Raw genomic sequence first — 21,864 nt, forward strand, 5'->3', positions numbered from 1 at the left:
TGTTCACATCTTAAAATACTACAAATATGGTATCAGTGAATTTAAAAGGAAGTAAAAAATTTAAAGAGAGTTTACCGTATGGTACAATTAAAATGATTACAGCAGCTTTTGGGTATAAAAGTGCAAGTACTGTTGGTGAAATGCTAGGTGGTAAAAAAAATGAAAATCCGCAGGTAATGCAATGTGCTAAGGATATTAAAATGGCATATGATGAATGTGGTTTTGAGAAAAAAAGAAAATTAATTTTAAAAACCTATAAAAATGGACTTATCAAGTAGGGAATTGCAGGTTGCGGGTTTAATTGCTCGTGAATATGCCGAAAAGGAAATTGCAGATAAATTGTGTATTAGCCCGTTAACAGTACATACGCATGCAAAAAATATCCGTAAAAAGATTGGCGCAAAAAATAATGTAGGTATTGCAACACGATATTTATTGTCTTTAGATCAGCCAAAATCTTTTATACCTGGTATGTTCTTTTTGTTGTTGCAGTTTTTTATGGTAATAAATGCATCCGATGTGGACATGCGTAAACCGATGAATGCTAATAGGGTTAAAAGAGTTAAAAGATATGTTGTGTAATACAAAAAATAGAGCTTATAAGTTAAAGGCAAGGTTTGTTAGTTTGGGGTTTAAAAGATTAAACGCGTTTTTTTATATATGTAAGTCTTTAAAGGTTGATGTTGCAGGAATGTCTTTAATTGAATTTTGGAACATTCAAAAAGCAGATGCTGAAACGTTGTTGAAAATTGAAAATGTAATAACTATTTTAAAAAATGAATAGTGAAGAATTAACAACATACCTGCAAAAAAACAACTTACTGTTGGTTAACAAAGATGCTTTGTTGGATTTAATGGTAGAAGTTAATTTAAAAACTAAGGTTGATAAGCGTGTAAAATGGTTAACGCAGCGTGATGTAATTGCAAAATATGGCGTTACTAGGCATTGGTTAACCCTTGCAGAGAAAAACGAAAAATCGCCTTTAAAAGTTAAAAAAGGAGCTTATAAAACGGCAAAGAAAAAATATAACGAGCAATCGGTAATTGATACCCAAAATTGGCAGTATGAAATTAGCAATTGTTAAAATTAAAAATAAAATGAAGTTTCATTTAGGTGAAGATAATTTAGATCAGAATTGTAAAGTTGGTAAAACTTACCCGGTAAAGTGTGGTGACAAATTATGCAATCCGCAGCCAGAGTTTGATATGGTAGAATCTTGTAAAAAATGTAAAAAATGGCAGTAGAAGAAAAAAAGAAATTACCGTTTTGGAAAACAAATGTGCATCCTATTCTTGGTTATCGTGTGTCCTATCGTCCGGTAATATCACATGGTTTTGCTAACGAGAATAATAATGCAGTGCCTTTGTCTAATAGTTATAGAGGTTATTAAATTATGGCAAAATCGCATTCTTTTTCAGTTGATGTAGCTGCAGCATATAATGTTGATGTAGCTTTAATGTTGCAGCATTTTTGTTTTTGGTACGAAAAAGTTGTTTCAGATGGTATTAATAAGCATAAAAATGAACATTGGGTGCGGCTAAAATTAACGCAATTACATCATCAGTTTCCGTATTGGGGCGAAAGTAAGGTTAGGCATTTAGTTGATAAAATGATTGCTTTAAAGCTTATTAAAAAGGATGAGTTTAACGAGCGAAAAAACGACCGAACAAAGTGGTATACTTTAACAAAAAAAGCGAAGCAAATTTTAAACATTTTACCGCAAAATTATAGTGAAAAAGTACCTGAAAAAACACCTAAAAATGTGACTGCCGAAATTGGCAATTACTTGACTGCCGAAATTGACAGTCCGACTGCCGAAATTGGCAACTCTATTAATAAGGAAGTAGTTATAAAATATAGTTACTTATTATTAGAAAAGAAGTTGAATGAAAATTTAAGTTTATTAGAAATAATAGCAATGCAAAACAGGTTAAAATTAATCACTGTAAAAAACCAAATAAAAACATTTGTAAAGCAATCGATTTCGGTGGGTGAATTTTACAACAATGATAGAGAATTATTTAAGCATTTTCAGAATTGGATTCGTACACAAAAATTAACAGATGTAAATCTTGAAGATGAATTGAATTGGTTTTTAAAAATGTTTAATAAAATATCAAATAGAGATTTTAAAATTACAGATGCTTTAACGCAAAGTTTTGCAAAACAATTTGCAGTTGGTTTTTCGGGTGATGAAATGGCTAAAGCGGTTAAAAATTTATATAGCAGCTCGGTGGCAAACAAATTTCATTTGCAGCATAATTTCAAATTTGCAACACCAGAGTATTTATTGAAGGATGATAATTTAAACAAGTATTTAAACTTTAAAAATGGCAACTAAACTACAATATCATAAAAATAAAATTGCAGATGCAAAAAACTTTTGGGATGTAAAGCGTGCCGGTGAGCGTTTGTTGTGGCGTTTCGGTTTAGATAAGCCATTTAAACCAAATGCAGATGATGAAATGGCGTTGCGTTCGGTTTTAGCTTGGGTTAACAGGGCATCAAGTGATGCGGTTAGTAATAACCAGTTGTTTGCAAAATTGTATATATATCAATTAAACCAGGCAATCAGATACCATGAAACAACTGTGTTTGAAGAGTTGGTGCAGTTAGAGTTGTCTAAGGTTTTAGATACGCCGTTGCATTTGTTTTACGATGCTTTTATCGGTGATTTGTATGGTAATCAGTTAAACAGGATATCAGAAGTTTCATCAAGAAAGGAAAAGCTGGAAGTTGTAAAGTATGCGCAAAGATTTAAAGAAACTTACAGCAAAGATTATGTTACTGCTAAGTTAGATGAAATGATTGTTAATGCTTTAAATCGATTTAGTTAATGTTTGATTTAGATAAAAATAAAGCTGCAGAAGCTCCTGAAAATGATAATGCTGATTTTTTAAAAGATGTATTAGCGAAGCGAGTTAAGTCAACTGATAAGATAAAGCAAAACGAGTATTTGTTGCGTATTGATAATACAAATAAGTTTTCGAAAGGAAATATTAGTGGTTGGATAGGTTTGGCGAAATCAAAAAAAACATTTGCGTTAACAATGTTTGTATCTGCATTAGTTGGTAATTTAAAGTTGTATTCTAAATTCAATGCTAACGCGTCTGCGAAAGTGTTGTATATAGATACAGAGCAGTCGCCAAGTGATGTGCAAAAAATAACTAAGCGAGTTAAGGCGCTGGTTGGTGATGAGGATGCTTTGTTTATGTATGGTCTGCGTCCGTTAAGTCCAAAGCAACGAATTGAAGCGATTGGTTTGTTGTTGGAACAACATAAAATTGATGTGTTGGTTTTAGATGGTGTTCGTGATTTGGTGATGGATATAAATAATGCTGTTGAATCTACCGAAGTGATGACGTTGTTAATGCGTTGGTCGTTTGATTATGATATTCATATAGCTACGGTGTTACATCAAAACAAAGGTGATGGTAATTCTCGTGGTCACATTGGTACTGAGTTAAATAACAAATCTGAAACTATTATAAGAATTACACGCGATGAAACAGATACGTCAGTAAGTTATATTGAAGAGGTTTTTGGTCGTGGTAAAGGATTTGAGAAGTTTGCGTTTTGTGTAAACGAAAAAGGTTTGCCGGAAGTAACTGAAATTGGTTATGGATCGTTAGATGTAGAAACAGCGCCATGGGAAAAATAATAGAGAAACAAATTGATATCAACTCTGCAATGAGTACTTGCATTCGTTCGGGTGTAAAAGTATATCCGGTTCCTGTTGGTCGTTTGTTTGCTATTGAAGTAGAGAAGCACGACGGAAGTAAAAAGAGATATGATGAATTGGTAACATCAAAAGATGTTGCTAGAGCACAGCGTAAAACGTACATCGCTTATGCTAGGTTAATTTTAAAAACAAAACAAGATGCCTAATGTACCAATAGTAAAGAAAAAACCATGGTCAACAGATCGCGTGCAGCATCGCAGGGTAAAAGATATGCGTTGGTTTTACAACAGTCGTAAGTGGCGAAAGTTTAGTAAAGATTATAAACAGCGTAATCCGTTGTGTGTGTTCTGCGAGCAGGAAGGAATTGTAAAGCAATCCGCAGTAACAGATCACATTGATGTTTATGAGGTGGCACCGCATGGTTTTGATTTAGATAATTTGCAAGATAAATACATGCAACCGCTTTGTAAAAAGCATCATAATAGCAAATCTGGGCGCGAAGCGCACGGTAAATAATAATAAAAGCAGGGGTATGGGGTAAAATCGACAAAGGTTAAACCCGATGTACATCGCCTGTTAGTTGGAATTTTAGTTGTAGTAAAAATAAAAGTAAAGGGGGGTAACGATATGGAGGCTAAAAAGTTAGAGGTAAAATATAATGGTATTGGTAAGGTTAAAAACCTGAATCCAGAGCAGAAAAAGTTGTACGAAATTTTGTTAAAGGTTCCTGCTCCGCCAAAAGATTTTAATTTATCAAAGGATCAGAAGAAATGGTGGTATTGGTTTGGTAAAGAGTTTTTATCAACTAAAAAATTAGTAAAAGGTGATTTGTTGCATTTGCAAAATGCTGCTTTTTGTATGGATCAGAGAAATAAGATTGTTGCAAAAATTAATCAAATGAATTTAGCCGATGAAGATGGTGTTGCTGGTTGGGTTCAGGAGTTTAAGAACGGAACAAATAACATTACTGGTTACCAAAGTTCGTATGATAAGGCTACAAAGCAGTTAGATGATATTTCGCAATATTTTGGTTTATCGTTTGCACATCGCCAAAAAATAAATAATCCGTCTGCAGGAAGTAATGGCCAGTTAAATTTATTAGATCAGATTAATGAAATGTTAAATCAATAAGCAATGAATAAAGAATATTGGAAGTATTTAAAAGAGCATGATCCGATGCATTACAGTGAAATGAAGGGTGATCCAGTAACAGGTTTAGGTTCAGATTTCGGCGGTGGATTAGCTTTTATAGCATTTGTGGCGTTTCTTTTAGCGATCGGTTTTTTAATAGGTGTTGTTTTTGTGTAAAAAAAATAGGTTTAATAAAAATGCAGATACCAACAGAAATACAGCAATCAATACCGTTTCAATATGCGGCAGAGGTAAAATCGGGCAAAATTGTTACTGGTTTACGTATAAAGCAGGCAATTGATAGATTTTATAAATTAATAGAAGATGCTGATGCAAAAGGTTATTGGTTAGATTATAAAAAAGGCTTTGCTGTAATTCGGTTTTTCGAAAAATTATTAAAACATACGAAAGGAAAATCAGCAGGTAAACCATTTTTACTATCACCGCATCAGCAATTCACATTGTTTAACATATACGCTTGGCAAACTTTAAACGAATCAGGAGAGCCAATAAGATTAATTAGAAATGTTTATGAAAAGGTAGCTAAGAAAAACGGAAAAACAGCAGTAGAAGCAGCTGATGGTTTATTTTCAATGGCGTTTGATGGTGAAGAAGGTGCAGAGGTTTATGTTGGTGCTACAAAAGAAGAACAGGCAAAACTGTGTTTTAACCAGGCATCAGAATTTATAAACAAAAGCGCGTTGTTGCAGGAATTGGGTTTTAGAGTGTACCAGAAAGAAATAAAGTTTTTACCAACCAATAGTTTTATGAAGCCGCTTGGTGGTGATAGTAAAACGCAGGATGGAATTAACAGCCACAAAACAATTATTGATGAGTACCATGCGCATCGTGATGATTCGGTAAAAGAAAATTTAGAATCATCATCGGCAGCACGAAAGCAACCAATTACCAAAACAATAACAACAGCCGGAACAAACGTGCATGGCGTTTGTAAGAATTTCGAAGATAGTTGTATAAATATATTAGAAGGCGTATCAGAAGATGATACATTTTTAATTATGATACACGATTTAGATAAAGAAGATGATTGGGAAGATTCTAAAAATTGGATAAAAGCCAATCCAAATATGGGCGTAACTGTTTCATTAGATTTTATGGAAAAAGAATTTCAGAAAGCCAAGAATCAGCCAAGTAAAATACCCAACTTTAAAACAAAGCATTTAAATATGTGGGTAGATGGCGTAAGTGAGTGGATTCCGTCAAAATATTGGAACGAATGTATGCAGCCAATACAAGAAGAAAACTTTGCAAAATTAGGTAATTGTGGTGGGTTAGATTTATCAACCACAACAGATATTACAGCCTATGCCATGATTAGTAATCCAGATGCAAATGGAGTTCGAGATTTAAAAGTTTGGTGTTTTTGTCCGAAAGAAACAATAGAAAAACGAAGCAAAGAAGATCGCGTACCGTATCAATATTGGGCAAACCTAAAACGAGAAAATGCAGTAGATGAAAAAGATACCTATTTAATAGCTACTGAAGGAAATATGGTTGATTATTCCGAGGTTGAAAAAGTAGTAATTAATCAATACTACAAAAACACAACAAAGCACGTAGAGTATGATCGCAAGTTTTCAGGAAGTTTGGTGCAAAACTTAATGGCCGAAAATATAGAATTGTCGCCATTTACGCAAACTTTAATGAATTACACCAGTCCAACCAAAGAGTTTATGCGGTTAGTAATGTCTGGTAAGTTAAGAGTTGGCAAAAATCCGATATTAAAATGGATGCTATCAGGTTGCGTTGCAATTACCGATACCAACGAAAATATAAGAATAGATAAATCTAGGTCCACAAAAAGAATAGATGGTATAATAGCATCAATAATGGCGTTGGCAGGTACTATGGCTATCGAAAAAGAATCAGAAAAAAGCATTTACAATAATCCTGATGTAGAAATAACATTTTAAAAGCATTAAACTAGCATGTAGGAACGCGGTGAACTCGCGAGCTATTAATTTAGTGAGCGAGTTTTAAAAAAAAACAAAAAAAAGCAAACAAAAAAACAATCGTTTATAGAGAGTTTAACCAATGTAGCAATAGGCTATTTAATATCGCTACTCTCTTTGTTTATAATATTTCCAATTTTAGGAATAGAAAGTAGTACAAGGAAAAACTTAATAATCACTTTATATTTTTCTTTAATTAGCATTGCAAGAAGTTATATTTTAAGAAGATTTTTTAATAAAAAAACAAAATGGAAAACAGAAAAATAAAGTTTCGCTTTTGGGATATAAAGCTAAAAGTAATGTGCTATCGCCTGCCGTTATTAAATGATTTTAATCATCCAGAAATAATGCCATTGCAGTTTACAGGATTTTACGATAAAATAGGAAAAGAAATTTACGAAGGCGATATATTAAGTGATTACACTCAGACAGATGAAGGAGTTTTGCAAAGTAAAATGCAAGTATTTTTTGATGAAAAAAAAGGTGGTTGGCGTTTAGATAATAGTTTTAATCAAGATAAAACAAGTAGTGTATCACTTTGGTTAGAATTAAATGATTACCAATACAAAATTATGGGTAATGTTTATTTAGATTCTATCGTTAAATAACGCATTGTGTATGGCATCGTTTTAATGTGCTATACACGTTGTTGTAAACTGTACGGAATATTAACAAATAAATTTATAAATAATGAAAGACTTAATTGAAGCACTAAAAATTTTACTTAAATACGGAAACCCTAAATACCCAACTCATTGCTCACACGATGAACTTAATATAGTAGGTATTGAGCCAGAAAAAATAAGCAAAGAAGATATAAAAAAACTTGATGAGTTGGGTTTTATTGTGCAAATAGAAGGTGTTTACTACGAAGAAGATGATTATAAAGCAGAAGAAAGTAAAATTTTCTCTTTTAGATATGGTAGTGCGTAGTGTTGTTTACGGACGAGTATAACCATTGGACTGATTAAATAAAACAAAATATTATGGCAGGAAAAAAATTTATAAACGAACAAGAATATAGTAGGCCACTAAAGGCAAAGTCTTGTGGTTATACATTGTTAGGTGATGTTTGGGTAAAACCTGATAAGCCTTTAAATGAATTACCAGAAGGGACTAAAGCAAAAGCACTTGGCGGTGGTTATTGGATTAAAAACAAAAGAGGATGGAAATGGTGTACAGGTGCGACCTTTCCAAATGTAGGAGGTGATTGGGATGGAACTGTACTTTTACCCAAATGACACCTAACGCATTGGCTATGGTTTGTTGCGTATAAATAAACTGAATTATTAAAGATTAACAAAAATAAAATTATAAACTAGAACACTAAAGTCAGCAGAAAAAAGCAATGAATTATAGCTGTTGTTGGCTTTAGTTTTCTCTCAAAAAATTGAATTATGAATAAAATAAAAGCAAAAAGCTTAAAGACAGGTGAATGGGTTTATGGTTATTTTATGTATGACTGGGACGGTACGGAAGTTTTAAAACCTATGTTGCAGGTTCTGCCAAACAGAAAAATAATAGATATCACTTCCTTTTATAGAGTTGTAATAGATAAAGATACTATTTGTCAGCCTACAGGTTTAAAGGATTCGGAAGGAATCGATATTTACGAGAATGACTTGGTTATTCACACTATTGAGTCTGAACACTTAGATGAGTCTGATTGGGATATCATTACAGACAAAGTTATTCTGATTGAGGGATGTTGGTGCGTAGGAGCTGTTCAATACCCCTTGTTCGCTTTCAAAAATAAGGTACTAGTTGAGTAATTAAAGCCAAGTATGGCTATATGATTAGTGCGGAATTTAAACACGAAATTTAATTATGAAAAAAGAACTTAGAGAAAAGGTTTGGAAGAAATATAATTGCAAATGCGCCTATTGTGGCGAAGATTTAGAATACAAAAAAATGCAAGTAGACCACATTGAGGCTAAATACTTAGGTGGTAAAGATGATATTGAAAACTATAACCCAAGTTGTAGGCAATGCAATTTTTATAAAAGCACATTTAGCCTTGACCAATTTAAACAGCAATTAGCCACAATAACTGAAAGGATTAAAAAACCATTTATAGTAAGACTCGCAATGAAGTATGGTATTATTTCTTTCAAACCTTTTGACGGTAAATTTTACTATGAAAAAATGAACGAGCATTAATTATATAGCGTGTTGTAGTTTCGTTTTAATGAACTACAACGTATCGCAAATAAAGAAAGTGACGATTTAATATTTACAAAAAAAAATAAAATGAACAATAAAAAGTGCAAAAAAATAGAAAAGCATTACAATAAATTAGTTAAGAATAAAACTATAAAAACGCTTAACGATGCGTTAATTTATAAAAAAGCAATAGATAAGGCTTTTTCTTTATTTGATGTTGGTGAAAGTAAAATTAAGGACGATAACTGGAGTAAATTAACAGAACTTTTGCAGTGGTATAAAGATGAAAAAGTAATTGTGGATTCTTTTGAAGAGAATAGAGGTTCTAAAGACATATCTTGTGATGGTGGTTTTGTAAGAACCCAAACAAATGGAGAAATAACAATTACGATTAACTTAAGAAAAGAATAATTTTATTTTTACCAACGTTAAAATATAAGATTAGTGCAGGCCAAAAAGCACTGATTTTAGTAAATAAAACACTGGCCAACCGCATAAACACTGACTTTTATACTGGGCCACATTATGCATTAATTTTATATATTGTTGTACACTGTGCGACTTAAATTTAAAAACTTTAAAAAATGAAAACATTTAATATAAACCATTACATCTATATACAAATAACTGATAAAGGCTGGGTTTACTTAAAAAAAACAGTTGGCCAAGAATACATAGACGCTTGTATTGATAGAGAACATTATAGAAAAACAATTGATGGCCAGACTTGGTATAAATTACAAGCACATCAAGTTTTTGAATTGATGCCTATACTTGGTAACAATGAAATACTTTACGGTACAAATATAATGATTGAAGAAAAGGACTTAACCTAGCATTGTGTACAACGTTATTGTTGTATGGCTAGTTGCCGAATTAAAAACTTAAAAACCAAATAAAGATGAAATTATACAAAAAATTATTAAAAAGAATTGAAGATGGTGATCCAATATATTGCAATGAAACATTTGCAAAAGATTTAGAAGCCGTTGCAAATAAGCACTTTGGGCAATTAGCTATACAACGTGTTGTGAGTAGTGCGTTTTTAGTACAACACAAAGAAACCTTAATAAACTATGGTTTGTTTAGTACACGAAAAAAAGCAGAAAACTACATAGACAATAATACAGATTTGTTTGGAATACAAGAAGTTAAAATAGCGTAAAGTGAAACTTAATAGCATTACTTACAACTACTTATAAAGAGAATAAAACCAAATCAAAAAGCTATGAATTATAATAAAAATGATTTGAATTTAACGGTAAAAGGTACAGATAAAATAGTAACCAATAAAAATAAGTCAGAGTTTTATAATATAAAGACTGGTCGAAGTATAAAAGTAGTTCGTAATTGCAGGAGCTTTGGTATATGGAGTAGGCGTAAGTTTATACCGTTAAGTAGAATTGAATTTCAGAAACAAATCGATGCTGATTATTCAGAGGAATTGCGTAATGTGTTAGATCAGTTATCTCGGTTATCTGTATAGCGGCAGATAATTAATAATATCTGCTATAAGGCAGATTAAATAAATATAAATAATTAGCTATGAATCAGCAGCAAAAAGCAAATTTGTATCAATTAAAAATAAAATCTCAATTAGCAGATTTAGTTTTGCAAATAGCAACATCCAACGGATTTTTACAATATTATTTTAAAATATTGCCGAAATGCAAAACGCAAAAAGATGCGTTCGAGTTAGTTAATTTAATCTATTACCTACTTTTTAACGAGTATAAATACACTGGGTATAATTCGTTTCGTCAGGTAAAAAATAAATACTTAAAAAATGGATCATCAAAATAAAATAGAAGCATTGGTAATACATTATTTTTTAAACGAAATAAACAACAGTGTTTCGGCCATTGCAGCAAAACTAGAAATTACAGAACATCGTGTGCATGTAATTATAAATAAATATTTAAAAAACAAAACAATTGGCAATGCGTAATAATTTAAAATTAATCACAGTAATAGTAGCAACCTTTGCAATAGCATTTGCAACATCGTTGCTGTTAGAATTTACTATATTTAAAAATCCAATTCGTTATGTATTAGTAATTATGCTGGTATTGGTAGAGCTTTATTTTGGATTTATAACTTATAGATACATGATAACCAAACAAGAGTAACTAATATACACAGCTTAAACTAAAATAAATATCAATTTTACACCGTAAACCATTCGGTGTAAAATGATATTTAAAGCAGCACAACATAATAATTTAACCAGATCGGCAACTGTTTCAGGCGGTGGCGGGTTTTTAAATATGTTTGGTGGTGTAACTTCAAAATCGGGCGTTGCAGTAACTTCTAATTCTGCGTTAACCTTATCAGCATTTTACAATGGCGTTACTATTCTGTGTAACGATTATGCGAAATTGCCAAAACACGTAATACAAAAAACCGATGGCGATATAAATCGTTTATCAAATCACCCTGTAGATTATTTAATAAATCAGCGTCCAAACCAATACATGAACTCTTTTGGGTTCGATTCGGTTTTAATGAAAAACGCAATATTAAAAGGAAATGGTTATGCCGAAAAGGTGGTTAATAGCTACACTGGTAAAGTGGAATCTTTGCAATACATAGATCAGTCAATAACACCAGTAACCGTTAAAAAGTTCGAAAATAAACTTTGGTATCATTTCGATGGTCGTGTAGTTGCTTCAGAAAATATGTTGCATTACAGGTCGCTGTATTCAGATAACGGAATTACAGGAATTGGTATTGTAGCGCATGCAGCAAAATCGTTAGGCGTTGCATTATCTAGTCAAGAATTTGCAGAAGAATACTATGCGTCAAAAGGTATTGGAACAGGTATTGTAACCACCACAAAAGATATGGATCCTGATGCAAAAAAGCGTTATGGTTCGGCATTAAGTGGTGTGTTAAGTTCAAAACAACCATTTAAAGTAGCGGTTGTAGATGAAGCAGGTTCATTTCAGCATATAAAATTAACACCGCAAGAAAGCATGTTTTTAGAAACAAACAAACATGCAATTGGCGAGGTTGCGCGTTGGTTAAACATACCAACATACAAACTAAAAGATACCGAAAATCAAAATAACTCAAACATGGAAAATCAAAGTATTTCTCATGTTTCAGATTCAGTATTGCCGTGGTCAATCATTAATAATCAAGAATACAACGCAAAGCTTTTTACAGATGCAGAGCGAAAAAACGGAATAAAAGCACGTTTTAACACTGAAAGTTTATTGCAATCAGATAAAAAAACGCAATTAGCGTGGTACATCGGGCATATTTATGCGGGTTCAATGACGCGTAATGAAGTGCGTAATAAAATGGGGTTAAATAGTTTGGCAGGATTAGATGAGCCATTAACAGCAGTAAATATGCAAACAATGAAGCAGGTGATGGAATCTTTAAAATTACAAGAAAATGAGTAAACAGATAGTAACTAGAGAAGCGTTTGCAAGAAGCACAGCAGCGGAATTGTTGGCAAAACGTCAAGTAGAGTTTGTGATATCGTCAGAATCGGTTGATACTTATAGCACGGTTTTTAAACAAGATGGTGCCGATTTGTCAAGATATGCAGCAGGTGGAATTGTGTTGTATATGCATGACTCATTTTCGGGCGATGAAGATAATATTTTAGGGCGTGGCGAGGTGTTTAAAGAAGGTGCTGAGTTAATTGGTCGTGTAACATTCGAGCCTAGAGAGATTAACGAAAAAGCAGATAAGATTTTCAGGAAAATAGAAAACGGTACGCCGTTTATGGCAAGTATTGGTGCAAGGGTTATAAAAGCAGAATTAGGTGATGAGTCGCGTGGTGAAGATAAAAACATCGTTTATTTCAGAGCGTGGCAATTGTTAGAGTTTTCTGTTGTTCCTGTAGGTTCAAATCCTGATGCGCATAAAAGAAATGCAGAAACGTTGCAAGAAATAAGAACATCTTTAGTTGCTGAAATACCAGTAATTGCAGATGAAGTAAAACCAAAAAGAAATGTGCGTGAAGCGCAGTTAATTATTAACGGAAATAGAAAGTAAGATGAAAAAATCAAACGATTTAAAACAATTACGCGCTTCAAAATTCGATGCGCAAGTACAAATTAAAGACGATGCAGCTTCAAGAGATGAAGGTAAAAGAGCGTGGTCGGCAGATGAAGAAACACGTTTTGATGCTTTACAAGTAGAAATCGATTCTTTAGATGCTCAAATAGCAAGAGCCGAGAAGTTCGAAAACTCGCAGGCAGCAAGGTCTGTAGGTGGTGAAAATGTAACAGCTCCTGCAGCAATTAATGCTCCTAAAAAAGCAAGTTTAATTGTTGGTTTAAGAGCTTTGGCAGCAGGTAACCAGTTAACAGGTGCCGAAAAAGAATTGCACGAAGCAACGCAAACTCAAATGCGTAGCCAAGGTTTAGAAGCTAAAGAAGGTTTAGTAATGTCGTTGCCAATGCAAAGCAGAGCGCAAACAGTAGATGGTGATGCAGGTGCAAAAGGTGCTGCTTTAGTAGCAACAACGCCTCAATTAGTTACACCATTACAGCCAACTTTAGCTATTGAAGCTTTAGGTGTAAATGTAATGTCTGGTTTAACAGGCAATGTAACATTGCCAACATCAGGATCGTTTAGTTTCGATTATGTTGCCGAAAATGCCGATGTGGCTGGTACAGATGTAAATATTGCGGGGCCTACATTATCGCCAAAACGTTGTGCAGGTGTTGTTGATATTTCTAAAAAATTATTAGCACAAACATCATTTGATGTTGAAGCATACATTATCGAGCAAATTAACATTGCCTATGGTAATGCAGTTTTAAAAAATGCAATTAACGGTCCAGGAGGTGTTGCGCCAAACGGATTGTTAAATGTAATTACAACAAATATAGATACTACTGCAGGAGCAGGAACTTATAAAACTGTTGTAGCATTAGAAGGTTTAATTGATGATGCAAATGCAACAAGTACAAGCCGTGGTTATTTGTCTGGAACAAAATTACGTTCTGCTTTAAAAACTACAAAGATTGATGCTGGTAGTGGTGTTTTTGTAACAGATGGTAAAGAGTTAAATGGTTACGGTTATTTGGCTTCTACTTTAATGCCTGTTTTAGATACAAACAAGCATCCATTAATCTTTGGAGATTGGAAACAATTAACGGTAGGTTATTGGAATACGGTAACTATCATGGTCGATCCGTACACGCAAGCAGCAAAAGGAAATGTTCGTTTAATTATCGAAGGTTTTTCTGATGTAGCGGTAGCAAACGAAAAAGCATTTGCGGTAAACAAAGTAATGACATTGTCGTAGTTTTTTTGATTTATTTTAAAAGCCTTGTTGTTATGGCAAGGCTTTGTTTAAATAATTAATGGAATAATAAATTTTTAAAAAAAATAGTAATGGCAAAATCTAAAACAAAAAAAGTAAAAATACTATTACCGGTGTCTGGTAAGTATTTGTTATCTGATAATGTAGGTGATGTGGTTTCATATCCTTTAGCGTTAGCAGATGAATTAATAGAAAGTAAATACGCAAAAGAAGTAAAGTAATGGCACGATTTACAGAAATAGCACACACACCAGATCCAATAATAACATTGGCAAAGGCAAAAAAACAATGTAGAATTGAAGCAGATTATACTGATGAAGATGATTTGTTGCAAGATTATATTGATGCATCGGTAGCAATTGCCGAGAGCAAAATTTATTGTGCTATTCAAGAACGTAAATATGCGGTTACAGGGAAGTCTTTTAGTGATGTGTTGCAGTTTTCTAAACAGAAAATTACAGCAATTGATAAAATTGAGTACGTAGATGAAGCGGGAAATACACAAATCTTATCAGATGACTTGTATTCGTTAGATGAAGTTGATGCGTACGAAAATAAAATCTGTTTTATAAACGAATCAGAATTGCCAACAGTAAAAAAGTTAACACCAAATGCAGTAACATTAACAGTTTTGGTTGGTTATCCTGCAGGTAAAATTCCGAAGGATATAAAAGCAGCTCTTTTAATGTTAGTTACAGATATGTATGAAAAACGAATGAATTTTGTACAGGAAAAACAAACGGCAGTTGATAATTTATTGCACAAGCATAGATATTATAAAGTAAATGAAATCTAAATTTTATCCAGGCGAATTAAAAACGCGCATCAAAATAATTGAAGAAATAACAACATCATCGCCAACAGGTGAACCGGTAAAAACGGCGCAAATATTTGCAAGTTGTTATGCTAACCAGTTCGATGTTAAAGGATCAGAAGATGAAGATGGTAAAATACGCTTTTTGTTCGATGTAGGTTTTGTGGTTCGTTACAACAAAAATTTTATAAAAGGGCAAATAAACGGAATGCAGATTGAAGATACCGATGGTTTTAAGTACAATATTGTATCGGTAATTTCTAAAATTCCAAAAAGATATTTACAAATAAACGCCATACGTAGTGAGTAAATCTTTAGTAGAAATTCAAGGTTTTAAAGAGCTTCAAACAAAGCTTAAAAAATTGGGTAACGATAAAGATAAGCGTAAAGAAGTTCTTAAAATTTTAGGTAAAGTAGCAAACCCAACAGTAAAGGCGGCAAAGCAATTAGCGCCAGTTAGTAAGAAAACGCATTTGCAAAAACGCAAGGGGCAAAGGTTTGGTACTTATGTAACACCAGGAACAGGGCGAAAAAGTATTGGAAAAAAAACCATGCGGCGTGCTAAAAACCCAACAGTTTATGTAAGTCCGCGCAGCGTAAAGCGTGCCGATGGTTGGTATTTAAGGCAGTTTGTAATAAAGGGAACAAAAAAAATAAAATCAAATCCTTTTATCGACAAAGCGTATCAGCAAACAAAAGGTTTAGTTACTTCTGATGCAGAAAAAAAAGTAGCTAGGTATATACAAAAACAAATTAATAGGCTATCAAAATGATGTTTACAGAATTCTCAACACAAGTAAATACAGATTTAAGGTCGGTAACCAATTTAACAGCTTTGTTATCAAAAGGTGTTGATGGTGTAAGGCCATTAATGGCAGAGGCTGAAGATGGTGATAATTTAGTGGTGTATCGTGTTAAAAACAACGGATTGGCTACAAAAGATTATGCGCAAGAATGGCAGCTTGTGGTAACATGTTGGGCAACAACATACAATACAGCGGTGCAAATTGCTGATGCAGTAATAATTGGTTTGTTAGAATATAGAAAATACCGCTTTGTTGGTGGCGAACCGCAATTTAACGAGCAAGGGCAAATTTATACAGAATTAATATTTAACATTTTAAAATAAGTAAAATGGCAGCAGGTTTAGATTATAAAGGAAACATGCGTATCAAAATAGGTACGAAAACAGTAATGCATGAGGTGGAATGTAGTTTTTCATCAAACACCGAGTTTGAAGAAATTGCAACAAAAGATATCGAGGGTAAGGAGTTTAGCGCTTCAGATATTACTTGGTCAATGAGTAGTAATGCGGTCGCGTCTAATTCAACAGGAGATGCGCAGGTTGATATTAAAGAAATGTTAACGTCGCAAATTGGTAAACAATTGGTGCAAATAGAGTTAACAGATGATGTGTCTGGTAATTTAACTATTTCAGGATCTGCATATATCGAAGGTGTAAATATTACATCAAACAACAAGGAGTATGTAAAGTTCGATTATTCTTTAAAAGGTGTTGGGGTGCCTGTAATTGGTGAAGTAGCTTAATTATGATTATACAACTTAAAAAACAGAAAATACAACTACTTTTTGGCTACGGTGCATTGCGCATTTTAGCCAAAAAGTACAAGTTAAAAAGATTATCAGATTTAGATAAAATCTTTTCAAAACTAAATTTTAAAGAAGGTGAAGAGCCAACGTTAGAGCAGATGGATGTGTTGGTAGATTTAGTAATGGCAGGTGTTTTAAATGCCGATGCAAAAGCTAATGTATCATCTTCTGAAATTGCGGATCATATATTTTTAAAAAACCCTGATTGTTTACAGGAAATAATGGTTTCTTTTTCTGATTCAATGCCAGTTAACGCGGGAAAGTCGAAGAAGGGTTAAAAAAACCTGCGTTTAGTCCTACGTTTGACGATTTAGAGCAGGTTGCATTGGGTGAAATGGGTTTGGCTGTAAATTATTTTTACAGTTTAACACCGCGCCAATTTGCAAATTTAACAATCGGATATAATAAAAAACAACAAGAAGCTACAAAGCAAAGTTGGGAGCAAACGCGCATGATAATGCATACGGTTTTATTACCGTATCAGCAAAAAGGAAAAACATTAAAGGTAACAGATGTATTGCCGTTTCCGTGGGAAAAAGAAATACAGCAAGAAGATCAAAAACCAAAAACACGTGCCGAGTTAGAAGCGTATTGGCAGGAAATAGATAATCAGAAAAACAAACCAAAAAAGTGAGTTTAGCAAACGTTAACATAAAATTTACTGCTGATTTAAAGCAGTTTTCTGATAAAATTCAAAACGCAAACCGATCTATTCAAAAAGTTGGTAAGCGCATGCAATCTGTTGGTAAAGGGTTGTCTGTTGGTTTAACAGCTCCTTTGGTTGCATTTTCTGCGGTGGCTTTAAAAAATTGGGACAAACAAGAAAAAGCAATTGCACAGGTAGAAAATGGTTTAAAAACAACAGGAGGTTCTGTTGGTTTTGTTTCTGCCGAATTGCAAAAAATGGCATCCGATTTGCAAAACAGTTCATTGTTTGGTGATGAAGATATTTTGCAAGGTGTAACAACGCAATTATTGACCTTTACAAACATAGCAGGCGAGCAGTTTAAAAGAACGCAATTGGCAGCTTTAGATTTGTCTGCAAAATTAGGTACCGATTTAAAAAGCAGCTCTATACAGTTAGGTAAGGCGTTAAACGATCCTGTTGCTAATTTATCAGCGTTAAGTCGTTCAGGTATTCAGTTTTCTACAGAACAGAAAACGGTAATTAAATCGTTGGTAGAAACCAATCGTTTAGCCGATGCGCAAACTATTATTTTAGATGAGTTGGCAAAACAATACGGTGGTTCTGCAGAAGCTGCTGCAAAAGCAGGTTTAGGACCATTTAAACAATTGTCTAATACAATTGGCGATTTAACCGAAGATTTTGGTAAAATAATTGGCGAGGCATTATTGCCTTTTGTGGCTAGTGTTAAAAATATTGCATCGGGTTTCCAGTCGTTATCACCAGCAACAAAAAAGTTTATAGTAGTACTTGGCGGTGTTGCTGCGGCAATAGGGCCAATGTTAGTTTTGGCAGGTACTGTTTTGCCTGCAATTGTTACAGGTTTAGGTTTGGTGTTGTCGCCAGTTGGTTTGGTCGTGGCTGCGTTGGCAGGTATTGGTGTGGTTATTTACAAATATTGGGAGCCAATAAAACAAACCTTAGTTGATATTGCTAACTACTTTGTCGATTTATACAACGAAAGCACGGTTTTTCGTGTAGCGGTAGAAGGTGTGGTTTTGGTGTTTAAAAATATGTGGGCGGCTGCAAAGTTTGTGTTTACATCAATAGGTGATTATTTATCTGCTTTAGCAACCGATTTTTCTACAAAATTTAAGTTAATCGGTGCTGTAATGAAAGCAGCGTTAACAGGTAATTTTAAAGAAATTCCAAAAATATTCGAGCAGTATAAAAACGATACTGCTAATGGTATGTTGTCTTTAGCGAAAGATGTTAAAGATAATTGGGGTAATTTAATGGTTGATGTTACTGATAATGTAAATACCGCTTTAGATAATATAGGTAAGAGAGGTAAAATTACATTAAGTAAAAATAATGTTGATGTAAGTGGTGTTGTTGATAAAATAAAAGATATTTCGCCTGTTGTTGTGCCTACAAAATTAGGCGGTGCGACAGGTCGTAAAAAAGCAACAGACTCTTTAGCTGGGCAACGTGGTAAAGATGGTAGAATTACGCAAAATTTAGATTTAGGGTTGTCTAAAGGAATTTCGGCAGAAGGCGAAGCTTTAGATACTTCTTTAAATAGTGTTCAAGATAAATTAATTGATTTTTCAGGGCAAACATCAGATATTTTAACAGGTGCTGCAAATAATTTCGCTTCTAATTTTGGCGAAATAATTGGTGGCCTAATGTCTGGTACTGTTTCAATGGGAGATATTGCTGGTTTGTTACTGCAAACAATTGGTGATTTAGCAACGCAATTAGGTGAAGCGGCAATTGCAATTGGTATTGGTATGATTGCTATAAAAGCAGCTTTTTCAAATCCGTTTACTGCAATTGCAGCAGGTGTTGCTTTGGTTGCTGTGGGTGCTATTATTTCCGGTATTGCTTCGCAATTTTCAGGTGGTGGTAACGATGCTGGTGCATTTGCAAATGGTGGTGTTGTGGGTGGTAACTCGCCAATAGGTGATAAACTTTTTGCGCGTGTAAATAGTGGTGAAATGATTTTAAACACTAGCCAACAACGTAATTTAAACAACATGATATCGCCAGCAAGTCAAATGTTAGAAGTTGTTTTGGGTGGCCAAATTACTGCCGATGCGGGTAAATTACAGTTTGTTTTAGATAAATATAATACGAAAAAACAACGACGTAAATAATGGCAATAACGCAATTAAATATAAAGGTAATTGATACGCACGAAAACAATCGTCCGTTAATTATAGAAAATACACAGATAGAAGCTCCGCATTTGGTTTATAATGGTCAGGATGATAGATTTGATGTTTTTTTTACCAGCGAGTTGCAGTTTAATTTATTGGTAGATAATAAATTGGATGGTCGTTTTTTTCATTTGTTTACAGGTTCAGAAACACGTTACAAAGTTGTTTTAGAAGATGCAGAAAGTAATGAAGTAATTTGGGTAGGTTTCTTATTGCCAGAGCAGTTTAGTGAACCATATAAGGGTGCTTCGTTCTTTGTAGAATTTATGGCTACAGATGGTATTGCGCGTTTAAAAAATAAAGAGTTATCAGCAGATTTTTATAAAGAAATTAAGCCGATACCAACAATATTGGCAGCTTGTTTGTTGCAAACAGGTTTAGAGTTGCCGATTGTAATATCGCCAGCGATTAAAAACGAATTTTTGCAGCAATTAAAAACCGATGAAATAGAAATCAATACAGCCTGTTATCAAGATGATGGTAAAAAGATGTCAACATACGATATTTTAGAAGCGCTGGTAACTTCAATGGGTTTAAAATTGTTTCAATATGAGCAAAAGTGGTGGTTTGTTGGTATTAATAGATTTGCAGATGGTGTTTTATTTTTAGAAAATTACAATAAAAATGGTGTTTTAATTGGTAGTTCTGATTACTACAGAAATAGTATTTCGCCAAAATTTTTAGCAGGTTTAAATATCGATTTAAATCCACCAATACAACAAATGGTGGTTGATTGGGAAAAAGAAGAGCGTGATAATTTATTTCCTTTAGAGGTGAGCGAGTTTTATTTTGATGCGTTTCCTGATCCGTTACCGTATCATTTTACAAAACACTTTGCAGATTCTTTTAATACGTCTGCTACTTTACGTAAAGGTTGGGATTTAAATTTAGGGCATATTACACCTGAACAATTTGAGTTTGATTTGTATAACACGCAGCCAACGGCAGAGCCTGATCCTAATTTTTATTTAAGGCCTTCTGATTTTTATTTACGAATAGAAGGGCGTGTAAATGATTTTGAAGATATACAGCAAAATTACATCGAGTTAACAGAAGAAGTTTTTGTTGAAAAAGGGCGTGAAGTTACTTTTGAGATTGAAGTTGGTATAAGCTCAAAAAATTATTTAGTAGCAAAAGATGAGTTCAAAAATATTTATGAAAATGAAGAAGAAATAGGTAATTTATTTTATTACGAATTGTATTACACGAAAGCAAAAGGAGGTGATCGTGAAGTTTATTTGTCTAACATTCCGCGTTTTGGAGTGATGCATGAAGATTATAACTTAAAATTAGATTACAGCTCAGAAGATGATTTTGCGGAATATATAAAAGGTAAATTAAAATTAGAAAGAAATAAAGTGAATAAATCGGGTTATTTTGGTTTGCGTTTGTTTCCTATAGTATCTCAGCGTCAAATTACTTTTTCAGTTCGTTTTCAAAAAATAAATTTTTCTGTAAAAGGAAATTCTAATGAAGAAGTAGTTTTAAAAAGGGCAATCGATTTTACAACGCAAAATGATGTTGCTGTTTTTCATGGATCTGATGAAATGGCGTTGACAAATCGTAGTTTTTTGGTGAATCCTAAACAGTCATTTGAGGTAGATTTATCGGAGCCAGAAAGATTGTTAGAAGCGACTATTGTAAATTTTTTAAAAGTGCCATACTTCGAATATCCTAATTTTTCGATACAAGCATTAACAGATTTAAATTTAGCAGATTATTTTGAAGAAACATTTTTAAAACCAGGTACCTTTTTTGTTCAAAAGAATGGAGTTGGTGAGTTAATTCCGTTTAAATCTTCAGCGATTATTCAGGATGATGGTTTTTTGCTTTTTTGGCAAATTTATTTTGAAGGTGGTATTGTTAATTCTGATTATTATTTACAGGAAGGTGATAAATTGTTTGTAAAAATACCTGCAAAAACGGCAGCGGCTAGTTATAATAGTTATTTGTATGATAAGTGGTCGCGTGTTGGTTTTTCTGATAATCAAAAATATCATAAAAATTTAGGGCAAATATACCATGACAGCTTGCATCGTTATAATTTAAAGTTACAGGGTACTGCTAAAAAAATAGTGTTTCCTTTAGATATGGTGGATTTTAATTTTAAAGAAAGCCGAGTTTTAATGCCAGTAACTATAGATATTAATTTAACAGAGGGTCAAACCGCAGTTGATTTGGTAGAGTTGATAAATGAAAATGTAACTGATTATGAAGAATAATGTAGCGCATCAATTAATTATAAAAGTTAGGCAGCAGGTAGGTGTTGTTTTGCCGGTGCAAGAAATAAGATTTGATAGTGAGCAAAAATCATTTGATAGCGAGCAGATAAAGTTTGATAAATTTTAAAAA

40 protein-coding genes and 1 pseudogene are annotated in these 21,864 nt (G+C 33.3%); all 41 read left to right on the plus strand.

The window, feature by feature from the left end:
- The first annotated feature begins 26 nt into the window (after window positions 1-26).
- The 41 genes and pseudogenes from BA195_RS06655 to BA195_RS14380 all read left to right on the plus strand — a co-directional run bounded on the left by BA195_RS06655 (window position 27) and on the right by BA195_RS14380 (window position 21,861).
- Window positions 27-278, plus strand: a complete 252-nt coding sequence (locus tag BA195_RS06655) for a hypothetical protein (protein WP_068703634.1) — start codon at window positions 27-29, stop codon at window positions 276-278.
- On the plus strand, window positions 262-582 hold the full coding sequence (locus tag BA195_RS06660; protein WP_068703636.1) for a response regulator transcription factor: 321 nt from the start codon (window positions 262-264) through the stop codon (window positions 580-582). The genes BA195_RS06655 and BA195_RS06660 overlap by 17 nt, the downstream gene beginning before the upstream one ends.
- On the plus strand, window positions 572-784 hold the full coding sequence (locus tag BA195_RS06665) for a hypothetical protein (RefSeq protein ID WP_141677657.1): 213 nt from the start codon (window positions 572-574) through the stop codon (window positions 782-784). Before BA195_RS06660 ends, BA195_RS06665 begins: the two co-directional genes overlap by 11 nt.
- Window positions 777-1,085 carry a hypothetical protein gene (locus BA195_RS06670; protein WP_068703641.1) on the plus strand — a complete coding sequence of 103 codons (309 nt, stop codon included), beginning with the start codon at window positions 777-779 and terminating at the stop codon, window positions 1,083-1,085. The genes BA195_RS06665 and BA195_RS06670 overlap by 8 nt, the downstream gene beginning before the upstream one ends.
- Entirely contained in the window at window positions 1,066-1,245 is a 180-nt protein-coding gene (locus BA195_RS06675; protein ID WP_068703643.1) for a hypothetical protein, read from the plus strand. The genes BA195_RS06670 and BA195_RS06675 overlap by 20 nt, the downstream gene beginning before the upstream one ends.
- Complete coding sequence (locus tag BA195_RS14360; protein WP_176714956.1) at window positions 1,236-1,391, plus strand: hypothetical protein; 156 nt, start codon at window positions 1,236-1,238, stop codon at window positions 1,389-1,391. The genes BA195_RS06675 and BA195_RS14360 overlap by 10 nt, the downstream gene beginning before the upstream one ends.
- Before the next feature lie 3 nt (window positions 1,392-1,394).
- Entirely contained in the window at window positions 1,395-2,342 is a 948-nt protein-coding gene (locus BA195_RS06680; RefSeq protein ID WP_068703645.1) for a hypothetical protein, read from the plus strand.
- Entirely contained in the window at window positions 2,332-2,838 is a 507-nt protein-coding gene (locus BA195_RS06685; RefSeq protein WP_068703647.1) for a hypothetical protein, read from the plus strand. Before BA195_RS06680 ends, BA195_RS06685 begins: the two co-directional genes overlap by 11 nt.
- Window positions 2,838-3,662 (plus strand): AAA family ATPase, encoded by an 825-nt coding sequence (locus BA195_RS06690; protein WP_068703649.1) that lies wholly within the window; start codon window positions 2,838-2,840, stop codon window positions 3,660-3,662. The genes BA195_RS06685 and BA195_RS06690 overlap by 1 nt, the downstream gene beginning before the upstream one ends.
- A complete protein-coding gene (locus tag BA195_RS06695; protein WP_068703651.1) occupies window positions 3,650-3,889 on the plus strand; it encodes a hypothetical protein in 240 nt (79 codons plus the stop codon). Before BA195_RS06690 ends, BA195_RS06695 begins: the two co-directional genes overlap by 13 nt.
- Window positions 3,882-4,199 (plus strand): HNH endonuclease, encoded by a 318-nt coding sequence (locus BA195_RS06700; RefSeq protein WP_068703653.1) that lies wholly within the window; start codon window positions 3,882-3,884, stop codon window positions 4,197-4,199. The genes BA195_RS06695 and BA195_RS06700 overlap by 8 nt, the downstream gene beginning before the upstream one ends.
- 111 nt (window positions 4,200-4,310) lie before the next feature.
- The gene (locus BA195_RS06705; RefSeq protein WP_068703655.1) at window positions 4,311-4,814 is read left to right on the plus strand and encodes a hypothetical protein; all 504 of its coding nucleotides are present in this window, start codon (window positions 4,311-4,313) and stop codon (window positions 4,812-4,814) included.
- 3 nt (window positions 4,815-4,817) lie between these two features.
- Complete coding sequence (locus BA195_RS14365) at window positions 4,818-4,991, plus strand: hypothetical protein (protein ID WP_176714957.1); 174 nt, start codon at window positions 4,818-4,820, stop codon at window positions 4,989-4,991.
- Between the two features lie 20 nt (window positions 4,992-5,011).
- On the plus strand, window positions 5,012-6,748 hold the full coding sequence (locus BA195_RS06710; RefSeq protein ID WP_068703657.1) for a terminase large subunit: 1,737 nt from the start codon (window positions 5,012-5,014) through the stop codon (window positions 6,746-6,748).
- A 93-nt stretch (window positions 6,749-6,841) separates the two neighbouring features.
- A pseudogene (locus tag BA195_RS14625) lies at window positions 6,842-7,054 on the plus strand (DUF7220 family protein); the annotation flags it as partial.
- Complete coding sequence (locus tag BA195_RS06715) at window positions 7,036-7,395, plus strand: YopX family protein (RefSeq protein WP_068703659.1); 360 nt, start codon at window positions 7,036-7,038, stop codon at window positions 7,393-7,395. The pseudogene BA195_RS14625 and the gene BA195_RS06715, both read left to right, overlap by 19 nt.
- A gap of 82 nt (window positions 7,396-7,477) precedes the next feature.
- Entirely contained in the window at window positions 7,478-7,720 is a 243-nt protein-coding gene (locus BA195_RS06720; protein ID WP_068703661.1) for a hypothetical protein, read from the plus strand.
- 53 nt (window positions 7,721-7,773) lie between these two features.
- On the plus strand, window positions 7,774-8,028 hold the full coding sequence (locus tag BA195_RS06725; protein WP_068703663.1) for a hypothetical protein: 255 nt from the start codon (window positions 7,774-7,776) through the stop codon (window positions 8,026-8,028).
- 156 nt (window positions 8,029-8,184) lie between these two features.
- Complete coding sequence (locus BA195_RS06730; RefSeq protein ID WP_068703665.1) at window positions 8,185-8,559, plus strand: YopX family protein; 375 nt, start codon at window positions 8,185-8,187, stop codon at window positions 8,557-8,559.
- Window positions 8,560-8,614: 55 nt separating this feature from the next.
- Window positions 8,615-8,947: an HNH endonuclease gene (locus tag BA195_RS06735; RefSeq protein ID WP_068703667.1), complete on the plus strand. Its 333-nt coding sequence runs from the start codon at window positions 8,615-8,617 to the stop codon at window positions 8,945-8,947.
- Window positions 8,948-9,037: 90 nt separating this feature from the next.
- Window positions 9,038-9,361 carry a hypothetical protein gene (locus tag BA195_RS06740; protein WP_068703669.1) on the plus strand — a complete coding sequence of 108 codons (324 nt, stop codon included), beginning with the start codon at window positions 9,038-9,040 and terminating at the stop codon, window positions 9,359-9,361.
- A 173-nt stretch (window positions 9,362-9,534) separates the two neighbouring features.
- Complete coding sequence (locus BA195_RS06745) at window positions 9,535-9,786, plus strand: hypothetical protein (protein WP_068703671.1); 252 nt, start codon at window positions 9,535-9,537, stop codon at window positions 9,784-9,786.
- Between the two features lie 65 nt (window positions 9,787-9,851).
- Window positions 9,852-10,115 (plus strand): hypothetical protein, encoded by a 264-nt coding sequence (locus BA195_RS06750; protein WP_068703673.1) that lies wholly within the window; start codon window positions 9,852-9,854, stop codon window positions 10,113-10,115.
- A gap of 63 nt (window positions 10,116-10,178) precedes the next feature.
- Window positions 10,179-10,436: a hypothetical protein gene (locus tag BA195_RS06755; protein WP_068703675.1), complete on the plus strand. Its 258-nt coding sequence runs from the start codon at window positions 10,179-10,181 to the stop codon at window positions 10,434-10,436.
- A 59-nt stretch (window positions 10,437-10,495) separates the two neighbouring features.
- Entirely contained in the window at window positions 10,496-10,753 is a 258-nt protein-coding gene (locus BA195_RS06760; protein WP_068703677.1) for a hypothetical protein, read from the plus strand.
- Window positions 10,737-10,898, plus strand: a complete 162-nt coding sequence (locus BA195_RS14370) for a hypothetical protein (RefSeq protein ID WP_176714958.1) — start codon at window positions 10,737-10,739, stop codon at window positions 10,896-10,898. The genes BA195_RS06760 and BA195_RS14370 overlap by 17 nt, the downstream gene beginning before the upstream one ends.
- Entirely contained in the window at window positions 10,891-11,079 is a 189-nt protein-coding gene (locus tag BA195_RS06765) for a hypothetical protein (protein WP_068703679.1), read from the plus strand. Before BA195_RS14370 ends, BA195_RS06765 begins: the two co-directional genes overlap by 8 nt.
- A gap of 63 nt (window positions 11,080-11,142) precedes the next feature.
- A complete protein-coding gene (locus tag BA195_RS06770; RefSeq protein WP_068703681.1) occupies window positions 11,143-12,360 on the plus strand; it encodes a phage portal protein in 1,218 nt (405 codons plus the stop codon).
- A complete protein-coding gene (locus BA195_RS06775; RefSeq protein WP_068703683.1) occupies window positions 12,353-12,961 on the plus strand; it encodes an HK97 family phage prohead protease in 609 nt (202 codons plus the stop codon). The genes BA195_RS06770 and BA195_RS06775 overlap by 8 nt, the downstream gene beginning before the upstream one ends.
- Window position 12,962: 1 nt before the next feature.
- A complete protein-coding gene (locus BA195_RS06780; RefSeq protein WP_068703685.1) occupies window positions 12,963-14,222 on the plus strand; it encodes a phage major capsid protein in 1,260 nt (419 codons plus the stop codon).
- An 89-nt stretch (window positions 14,223-14,311) separates the two neighbouring features.
- Entirely contained in the window at window positions 14,312-14,461 is a 150-nt protein-coding gene (locus BA195_RS14375) for a hypothetical protein (protein WP_176714959.1), read from the plus strand.
- Window positions 14,461-15,036: a head-tail connector protein gene (locus BA195_RS06785; protein WP_068703687.1), complete on the plus strand. Its 576-nt coding sequence runs from the start codon at window positions 14,461-14,463 to the stop codon at window positions 15,034-15,036. The genes BA195_RS14375 and BA195_RS06785 overlap by 1 nt, the downstream gene beginning before the upstream one ends.
- On the plus strand, window positions 15,026-15,364 hold the full coding sequence (locus tag BA195_RS06790; RefSeq protein ID WP_068703689.1) for a phage head completion protein: 339 nt from the start codon (window positions 15,026-15,028) through the stop codon (window positions 15,362-15,364). Before BA195_RS06785 ends, BA195_RS06790 begins: the two co-directional genes overlap by 11 nt.
- The gene (locus tag BA195_RS06795) at window positions 15,357-15,827 is read left to right on the plus strand and encodes an HK97-gp10 family putative phage morphogenesis protein (RefSeq protein WP_068703691.1); all 471 of its coding nucleotides are present in this window, start codon (window positions 15,357-15,359) and stop codon (window positions 15,825-15,827) included. Before BA195_RS06790 ends, BA195_RS06795 begins: the two co-directional genes overlap by 8 nt.
- A complete protein-coding gene (locus BA195_RS06800; RefSeq protein ID WP_141677658.1) occupies window positions 15,824-16,183 on the plus strand; it encodes a hypothetical protein in 360 nt (119 codons plus the stop codon). Before BA195_RS06795 ends, BA195_RS06800 begins: the two co-directional genes overlap by 4 nt.
- Window positions 16,184-16,188: 5 nt before the next feature.
- Entirely contained in the window at window positions 16,189-16,602 is a 414-nt protein-coding gene (locus BA195_RS06805) for a phage tail tube protein (protein ID WP_068703694.1), read from the plus strand.
- 2 nt (window positions 16,603-16,604) lie between these two features.
- Window positions 16,605-16,943 carry a hypothetical protein gene (locus BA195_RS06810; RefSeq protein ID WP_068703696.1) on the plus strand — a complete coding sequence of 113 codons (339 nt, stop codon included), beginning with the start codon at window positions 16,605-16,607 and terminating at the stop codon, window positions 16,941-16,943.
- Window positions 16,944-17,005: 62 nt separating this feature from the next.
- Window positions 17,006-17,299 carry a hypothetical protein gene (locus BA195_RS06815; RefSeq protein WP_176714960.1) on the plus strand — a complete coding sequence of 98 codons (294 nt, stop codon included), beginning with the start codon at window positions 17,006-17,008 and terminating at the stop codon, window positions 17,297-17,299.
- Window positions 17,296-19,449 carry a phage tail length tape measure family protein gene (locus BA195_RS06820; protein ID WP_068703698.1) on the plus strand — a complete coding sequence of 718 codons (2,154 nt, stop codon included), beginning with the start codon at window positions 17,296-17,298 and terminating at the stop codon, window positions 19,447-19,449. The genes BA195_RS06815 and BA195_RS06820 overlap by 4 nt, the downstream gene beginning before the upstream one ends.
- Window positions 19,449-21,734, plus strand: coding sequence for a hypothetical protein (locus tag BA195_RS06825; protein WP_068703699.1), 2,286 nt, complete (start codon window positions 19,449-19,451; stop codon window positions 21,732-21,734). The genes BA195_RS06820 and BA195_RS06825 overlap by 1 nt, the downstream gene beginning before the upstream one ends.
- Entirely contained in the window at window positions 21,724-21,861 is a 138-nt protein-coding gene (locus BA195_RS14380) for a hypothetical protein (RefSeq protein ID WP_176714961.1), read from the plus strand. The genes BA195_RS06825 and BA195_RS14380 overlap by 11 nt, the downstream gene beginning before the upstream one ends.
- Window positions 21,862-21,864 lie beyond the last annotated feature (3 nt).

The organism is Tenacibaculum soleae, from assembly GCF_001693415.1.
GTDB classification, from domain to species: Bacteria; Bacteroidota; Bacteroidia; order Flavobacteriales; family Flavobacteriaceae; genus Polaribacter; species Polaribacter soleae.